8 protein-coding genes are annotated in these 7,810 nt (G+C 68.1%); 1 reads left to right on the forward strand and 7 read right to left on the reverse strand.

Translation table 11 applies throughout. The features are described from left to right. Positions 1-16: 16 nt before the first annotated feature. The 7 genes from ACFWBU_RS18640 to ACFWBU_RS18670 all read right to left on the reverse strand — a co-directional run bounded on the left by ACFWBU_RS18640 (position 17) and on the right by ACFWBU_RS18670 (position 6,623). Positions 17-679 (reverse strand): allophanate hydrolase subunit 1, encoded by a 663-nt coding sequence (locus ACFWBU_RS18640; RefSeq protein WP_378528949.1) that lies wholly within the window; start codon positions 677-679, stop codon positions 17-19. Positions 680-689: 10 nt separating this feature from the next. Then, positions 690-1,448, reverse strand: a complete 759-nt coding sequence (locus tag ACFWBU_RS18645; RefSeq protein ID WP_169622764.1) for a LamB/YcsF family protein — start codon at positions 1,446-1,448, stop codon at positions 690-692. A gap of 74 nt (positions 1,449-1,522) precedes the next feature. Next, the gene (locus ACFWBU_RS18650; RefSeq protein ID WP_378528950.1) at positions 1,523-3,121 is read right to left on the reverse strand and encodes a GMC oxidoreductase; all 1,599 of its coding nucleotides are present in this window, start codon (positions 3,119-3,121) and stop codon (positions 1,523-1,525) included. A gap of 92 nt (positions 3,122-3,213) precedes the next feature. Further along, the gene (locus ACFWBU_RS18655; RefSeq protein WP_378528951.1) at positions 3,214-3,786 is read right to left on the reverse strand and encodes a TetR/AcrR family transcriptional regulator; all 573 of its coding nucleotides are present in this window, start codon (positions 3,784-3,786) and stop codon (positions 3,214-3,216) included. Between the two features lie 25 nt (positions 3,787-3,811). Further along, complete coding sequence (locus ACFWBU_RS18660; RefSeq protein WP_169622761.1) at positions 3,812-4,708, reverse strand: metal ABC transporter permease; 897 nt, start codon at positions 4,706-4,708, stop codon at positions 3,812-3,814. Continuing rightward, positions 4,705-5,571 (reverse strand): metal ABC transporter ATP-binding protein, encoded by an 867-nt coding sequence (locus ACFWBU_RS18665; protein WP_169622760.1) that lies wholly within the window; start codon positions 5,569-5,571, stop codon positions 4,705-4,707. The genes ACFWBU_RS18660 and ACFWBU_RS18665 overlap by 4 nt, the downstream gene beginning before the upstream one ends. Before the next feature lie 26 nt (positions 5,572-5,597). Further along, positions 5,598-6,623 (reverse strand): metal ABC transporter solute-binding protein, Zn/Mn family, encoded by a 1,026-nt coding sequence (locus ACFWBU_RS18670; RefSeq protein WP_378528952.1) that lies wholly within the window; start codon positions 6,621-6,623, stop codon positions 5,598-5,600. A gap of 155 nt (positions 6,624-6,778) precedes the next feature. Between ACFWBU_RS18670 and ACFWBU_RS18675 the strand changes: the two genes are divergently transcribed. Further along, on the forward strand, positions 6,779-7,810 hold a 1,032-nt coding region (locus ACFWBU_RS18675; RefSeq protein WP_378528953.1), incomplete at its 3' end, for a substrate-binding domain-containing protein.

The raw sequence follows: 7,810 nt of genomic DNA on the forward strand, positions 1-7,810 counted from the left end.
CTCGCGCACGGCGCCGTCACCCATCCGTGCGTCGGATGTCGGGCGCCGACGACTCTGTCACCAGCGGACGCCGCACCGGCCGGAACCGGACGCGGACACCGGGCCGGAGCAACGCAGCAGGGATCCGATCCGGTTGCCACAGTTCGGCATCGGTCGTCCCGATCAGCTGCCATCCTCCCGGTGACTGCCGGGGGTAGATCCCGGAGAACTCGCCGGCCAGCCCCACGGCTCCGGCCGGAACCGCGACACGCGGCGACTCGCGCCGGGGAACCTGCAGACGATCGTCACCTCCGGTGAGGTACGCGAATCCGGGAGCGAACCCGCCGAAGGCGACGGTCCAGGCCCGGTCCGTGTGTGCCGAGATCACGCCGTCCGCACCCAGTCCGGTCCTCTCTCCGACCTCCGTGAGATCGGGGCCGTCGTACCGGACATCGATCACGATCTCGTCGGCGACGAGGGTGTCCGCATCTACAGGTGGGGTCTCGGCGATCCATCGGCGCACGGTGTCTCCGCGAATCTCCCGGGGTTCGAAGCGAACCAGCACCGTACGGGCGGCGGGAACGAGGTCGACGACGCCGTGCGGCCGGTCCGCGTCGAGCGCCCGGTAGTGCGCGAGCACGTCGTCGAGCGATGCGAACTCGGCGAGCAGCGCGGCGTCTCCGTTCGGCAGGATCCTCATCGATCGTCCCTCACACGAATGCTTCGATACCGATGCTCTCGGCGTCGAGCAGAGCACGTACGGCAATTGCCATCGCGGTGGCGCCGGGGGAGTCGCCGTGAATGCACACCGACCGAGCGGTGACGGGCACGTCACTGCCGTCGAGTGCCGTCACCACACCTTCCGTCACCATGCGCAGCACGCGTCGCGCCACCGTGTCCGGGTCGTGGAGGATCGCATCGGGTTCGTGCCGGGAGACGAGTGTGCCCTCGGGTGTGTACGCGCGATCGGCGAACGCCTCGCTGACCACCGGCAGTCCCGCGCGTTCGGCCTCGTCGAGAAGCACCGACCCCGGCAGGCCGAGAACCGGCAGCGAGTCGTCGTACGCGCACACCGCAGCGACCACCGCACGAGCCTGCTCGCGATGGTGCACCACCGCGTTGTACAGCGCGCCGTGCGGTTTGACGTAACTGACGGACGAACCCGCAACCCGCGCGAGTCCCTCCAGAGCGCCGATCTGGTAGATCACTTCGGCGGTGAGTTCGGCCGGCGTCACATCGATGAACCTCCGGCCGAAGCCGGCGAGATCCTGATATCCCACCTGCGCGCCGATCCGCACGTCGCGTTCTGCGGCGGCCCGGCAGGTGTCGAGCAACGTCGAGGGGTCGCCCGCATGGAACCCGCAGGCGATGTTCGCGCTCGAGACGAGTCCGAGCATCGTCTCGTCGTCGCCGAGCCGCCACTGGCCGTAGCTTTCACCGAGGTCGCTGTTGAGGTCGATGCGAGGCACGAGACAAGTCTAGGGCCGGTGGGGCCGCAACCGGCCCGCGCTCTCCCGCGATGCTCTTTCGAGCGGAAGTGCTGTCAGAAGACGACGCCCACGTCGCGCGCGACGATGTCGTCGAGGGCTCGCTCGACAACTGCGGCGATCGTCATCGACGGGTTGCAGGCCGCCGTGTTGCCGGGCATGAGTGCCCCGTCGAGTACATACAGGCCGCGCTGCCCGAGCACCCGCCCGTCGAGATCGCAGACGGTTCCCATACTCGCTCCGCCGAGGGGGTGCCAGGTGGACGGGACAACGGTGTTCGTGTCCGTCAGGATGTCGTTCGGCCCGGCGATCTTGCGGGCGGCAGGATCGATGTGATCGTTCTGGATGGCTGCGTCGCCGTCTGTGGGCCACCGCAGAATCGCATCGTCGCGGCCGGAGTCGTAGACGAAATGTCCTCGGCCCGCGCTGACGCCGAAACCGACCATGACCGTGCTGCGGGTGTCGAGTCCGTACGCGGAGGGGATGGACGCCTGGATGACGGTGAACGCGTTGTTCGGGTCGTCCCAGTTCTTGCTGCCGTACACGAGCGGGCCGCCCTGCACTGCACCGAAGCTGTCTTCCAGACTGGTCCAGAGGTAGATGCGGTCCGCGTTCGACCCCCACCCGCCGCCGAGTTCGTCGGGCATGTCGGTGATCCGGCCGTGCGCCGATGCGCGCACGAGAAGGCGGGTCGTGTTGAGACTGCCCGCGGACAGTACGAGGGCGTCGGTGGTGAGGATCTTGTTCTCGACCACCGCGCCGGTGGTGTCGATCCGGTCGACGTGCACGGTCCATCGCCCGTCGGCGGCGCGCGCGACGTCGGTTACCTCGTGGAGCGTCTCCACCGTCACCAGGCCGGTCTGCTCGGCTGCGGCGATGTAGGTGACATCGACCGAATGCTTGCCACCGTTGTTGACACCCAGTGCGCCGGACCCGTCGGTATACGACGGCCGCATCTCGCCGCGAAGTTCGGCCAGTGCGTAGTCCCAGTCGATCGGCATCGGGATCTTGTCGAGCGGTAGGCCCGCTCGTGTGACGCGCTCGGCGAAGATCCGGGAGGTCTTGTAGTGAGGGCTCGCCACCAGTTCGTCGGGTGCGACGGCAAGCTTCAGCATGCGCGCGACTCGCGGATAGTGCACGCGGTCCAGGGTGGCCCAGTCGAGTTCGTTCGGGAGGTTCGCTTCGAACACGGACTCGCTGGGCTGCAACGACATCCCCTGATACAGGAGCGACCCGCCCCCGACGCCGGCTGCGCACAGGGCAGTCATGTTCTCACCGGCGACCGCCTCGACGAGACCGGTGTACGGCTCGAACACATGCGTGCGGCCGAACAGTTCGGGATTCGACCGGTGCCACAGAATCCGCTTGTCGGGTGCGTCGATTCGCGGAAAGGTCGTCGAATTCGGTCCGGTCGGCCACCGTATTCCGCGTTCGAGGACGGTGACGCGCACGCCGGCCTGTGCGAGCCGTAGCGCCGTCACGCCACCTCCGAACCCGGATCCGACGACGACGACGCGGTGTTCTTCCCGCGTGAGAGGGACCCTGTTCACGCGCGCTGCGATGCCGAGTGCGGCCGGGGCGACTCCGGTTCCCGCGAGCGACAATCCGGCGACTGCGGCTCCGGCGAGAAAAGCCCGGCGTGTGACGTGCGGCAAGTGATCCCCCCGGATGGTTGCGTCGGCCTCGGGGGTCTTCGGACAGCCGGCCCCGGAGGCGTCGCAAAACTAGACACTCTGGGGCCATAGTGTCAAGATCCCGGTCCTGCTTCGGGCCGGGTATGTGACAGCGCCGGCCCGAGCCACCGGGTCAGGAAGCGTCTGAGTTCGTCGTCGGAGTGCACCGCTTCGTCGTCGAACAGCACTACGGACAACCCCAGAAAGAGCGAGATCTCGATGATGTCCTCGAGTTGTGATTCCACGTCGGGGTGCCGGGTAACGAGCGGCGCGAACAGGGTGCGCGCGACCGGCTTTGCCCGCGCGACCATGCCGTTGTCGAACACCGGGTTCTCTCGTTCGGAGCGCAGCAACGCGGCCAGGATGGCGTTGTCGCGCACGACGGTCCGGCTCGCGACGATGAGTTCGACGACGTAGTCGGCGGGGGTTGCGATATGTCGGAGACGCGTGTGGATCCCCGCGAGTGCCTCCACCGCCACTCCCGCGACGGCCTGGGACACAAGTTCTTCCCGGGACCCGAAGATCGAGTACACGGTCTGCCGGGACACCCCGGCAGCGTGTGCCGCGCCGGCGATGGTCACGCCTTCGAAGCCGACCTCCCCGATCAGTTCGACGGTGGCGTGCAGAATCTTGTTACGGGACCGCATCGGACGATTGTCCGCTACCGGGTCGTCAGTGCCGGACGGTGCTCGCGGACGGAGTGCGGCCGACGCCCCGCCGCCTGCGCGAGGACCCGACAATCCGGCACACCAGGTAGATGACGAACGCGATGGTCGTGATGAAGCTGGACACGGGGACTCCGGGCGCGAGCGCGAGGAGGATTCCTCCCACCGCGGCGATCTCCGCGAAGATCACCGACAGCACGGTTGCGGCGAGTGGTCCGCTCACGACTCGGGAGGCGGCAGCGGCCGGTGTGATGAGCAGCGCCATCACGAGCAGGGCGCCGACGATCTGCACGCCGAGGGCCGCGGTGACTCCGACGAGCACGGCGAAGACGATCGACAGCGCCCGGACCGGCACGCCTCGCGCGGCGGCGACTTCGGGGTCGGTGCTCGCGAACAGCAGCGGACGGTAGATGAAGATCAGGGTGCCGATGACTACGACCGCGCACGTCGCGAGCAGAGTGATGCCCGTTCCTCCCGGCGCCACGATCTGACCGGTCAGCAGTGAGAACGCCGCGCCGGTGCGGCCGTCGTACGCCCAGAGCAGCAGCACGGCCAGTCCGAGGCCGAACGCCATGACCACACCGATCACGGAGTCTCGTTCGCGCGCGCGGGTTCCCAGGATGCCGAACAGGATCGCGGCGATCACCGCGCCCACCACGGCCCCGAGCCCGACGGAGACGCCGAGAAGCAGAGCGGCGGCCGCACCGGTCAGGGACAACTCGGAGGTGCCGTGCACCGAGAACGCCATCTGCCGGCTGATGATCAACGGGCCGATGATCCCGGCGAGGAGACCGAGGATGGCACCGGCGACGAGGGCCTGCTGGACGAAGTCGTACTGCAGGAGGTCGGCGGTGGTGTCGAAGTCGAACAGCCGTCCCATGGCGTCGGTGAACTTGCTGCTCATGCGTCGTCCTCGTGTTCGTGATGGTGAACGCCCTCGCCGGGACGCAGACCGCCGGCGCTGCCGAGCGCGTCGATGGCGTCCCCGGTACCGATGACGACGAGGCGCCCACGCACCTCGAGGACCTCCACGTCGGTGCGGTAGAGCTCCGAAAGAACCTCCGAGGTCATGACTTCGGAGGGCGTCCCGATGCGGAACTGACCGTCCACGAGATAGAGCACGCGATCGACGAGAGGGAGGATCGGATTGATTTCGTGCGTGACGAACAGGACGGCAGTGTTGTGATCGCGACGGCGCCGGTCGATGAGCGACGAGACGAGGTGCTGGTTGGCGAGGTCGAGGCTGAGCAACGGCTCGTCGCACAGCAGGACGTGGGGATCGCCGACCAGCGCCTGCGCGATACGCAGACGTTGTTGCTCGCCTCCCGACAGGGCGCCGATGGGAGCCCCGGCGTATGCCTCGGCTCCTACCTGGGCGAGTGCCGCGTCCACCGCGACTTTCCGCTGCTTCCAGAAACGGATCCCGGTGCCCCAGCGGTGACCGTCTACGCCGAGACCCACCAGGTCGCGCCCGCGCAGGGGGACACCCTCGTCGAGGGTCTTCTGCTGCGGCACGTAGCCCAGATGCGAATTACCGGCACGCACCGGCGATCCCGCGATGGTCGCGGTTCCGCCGCTGAGCGGCAACTGGCCGAGGAGGACTTTCAGCAGGGAGGTCTTGCCCGCCCCGTTCGGTCCGAGGACGGCCACGAACTCACCCGGTTCGATGGTGAGATCGAGATCGTCCCAGAGCACACGATCGCCGAATGCCAGCCGCGCGCCGCGGAGTTCGACCGCGTGGGCGCGGTCGGGTGTCGAAGAATTCACCGGAGTCCGTGTTCTCGAGCGGGTGGTCAGGATTCGGTGTCGAGTGCGGAAGCGAGCGCCTCGGCTGTCCTGGTCTGCCACTGAATGTAGTCGACACCGTCGGGCAGGGTTTCGGAAACTTCGACGACAGGAATACCCGACGCCTCTGCTGCCGCGCGCATCTCACGGCTCACCTTGTCCTCGGTCTGCGGGTTGTACAGCAGTGCGCGGACCTGCTTGTCGAGGAGCAATTGCCGGGTGGCCGCGATGGCGGCGGGCGACGGGTCGGTGCCGTTCTCGATCGCATTCGCGAAGTCTGCGGGTACCTCGTCGCGGAGTCCGGCCGCGGTCACCAGATAGGTCGCGATGGATTCGGTCTGCGCGATCGGTGCGTCGGGATGCGCTTCGGCGATCGAGGCCACGCGATCGGCGACGGCGTGCAGATTGTCGTGGAACGCCGCGGCATTGGCTTCGTAAGTGGCGGCACCCTCCGGATCGAGTTCCGCAAGGCGATCGGCGACGGCGTGCGCGACCGCATCGGCGGTCGCGAGGTCGTACCAGACGTGCTCGTTGACGCCGCTGTGGTCGTGCCCGTCGTGCGAGTGACCCGTTCTGCCCGCTGTGTCGTCGGTACCGGTGTCGTGGGTACCCGCGGTGTCGTGGGTGTCCTCGTGGTCGTGGCCGGCGTGCAGATCGGATCCTTCGCCGGATTCGAAGAGCGCGAACGCCTCGACGGTCGCGGGGTCGCCGCTACCGGACTCGAGGATGTCCTCGACGAACTGGTCGTATCCACCACCGTTGTAGACGACGAGCGACGCGTCGCTGATCGCCGCGGCGTCGAGCGGGCTCGCCTCGTAGGAATGCGGGTCGGCCGACGGTTCGGTGATGAGGGACTCGACCTCGATACGGTCGCCGGCCACGGCCTGGGCGACGGAGCCCCACACGTTGGTGGAGGCGACTACGCGCAGGGTGTCCTCGTCATCGGATCCGGTGGTGGCGGACCCGCACGCGGCCAAGGTGGTCACGCAAGCCACGGCGGCGGCCGCGAGCGCGGTACGGGAGGACAAACGCACTGTGGTCTTCTCCTGAATCGAGAGTCGACGAACGGCCCCGGAGGCACGCCCAATCGTTATTGGTAATCGTTACCGTTCCACTTTAGCGGGTCGGGAAGGCGAATTACGCCGTCCCCGCGTCGCCGTGACGAGACCCACAGGACTACGGTCCCCTCATGCCCAGGTCCCGTCAGCCCCGCCGACAGGCGACGCTGGCCTCGATCGCTGCCGAACTGAAGATCTCCCGCACCACGGTGTCGAACGCGTACAACCGGCCCGATCAGCTGTCCGCGGAGCTACGCCAGCGTGTGCTCGATGTGGCCAAGCGCCGTGGGTACGCCGGCCCGGATCCGATGGCGCGGTCCCTGCGCACCCGCAAGGCCGGTGCTGTGGGCGTCCTTCTCACCGAGGCGCTGAGCTACTCGTTCCGGGACCCCGCCGCCATGCGATTTCTGTCCGGGCTGTCGGAGGCCTGCGAGGCAGCCGGACAAGGTCTGCTGCTCATCCCCGCCGGTCCCGGACGCGCCGACACCGAAGCCGCGCAGGTCGTGCACCGGTCGTCGGTGGACGGGTTCGTCGTCTACTCCGTACCGCCCGAAGATCCGTACCTGGCCGCGGTGCTCGAACGGAATCTGCCGATCGTCGCCTGTGACCAGCCGCGCGGTTTCGAGCACACCCCTGTCGTGGGCATCGACGACCGGGGCGCGATGCGGGATCTCGCCGCACATCTCATCGGACTCGGCCACCGGCACATCGGTATCGTGTCCATGCGACTCGGGCGCGAGCGCCACGACGGTGTCGTCGATCTGTCGACCCTCGACAGCAGCGGATTCCACGTGCAGCGCGAGCGCATCCTCGGAGTGCAGGACGCGATGCGGGCGGGCGGGCTGGACCCGGCCTCGCTCACTGTCGTCGAGCGCTACACGCACACCTCGGAAAACGGGTTGTCGGGCGCGGCGCAGATCATGAGCGTCAACCCCAGGATCACCGCACTGATGTGCACGACCGACGTTCTCGCGCTCGGCGCCCTGGCGTGGGCCGACCAGACGGGACTCGATGTGCCGGGCCATCTGTCGATCACCGGCTTCGACGGAATCGACGAAGCGCTGCGCGAAGGACTCACCACGGTGCGTCAGCCCCAGAAGGACAAGGGGGATTCGCGGTCGAACACCCCGGGCCAGCGCCCGCGCGCGTCGGAGGCGGGGGCG

The sequence above is a fragment of the Rhodococcus sp. NPDC060084 genome (genome assembly GCF_042730335.1).
Taxonomy (GTDB): Bacteria; Actinomycetota; Actinomycetes; order Mycobacteriales; family Mycobacteriaceae; genus Rhodococcus.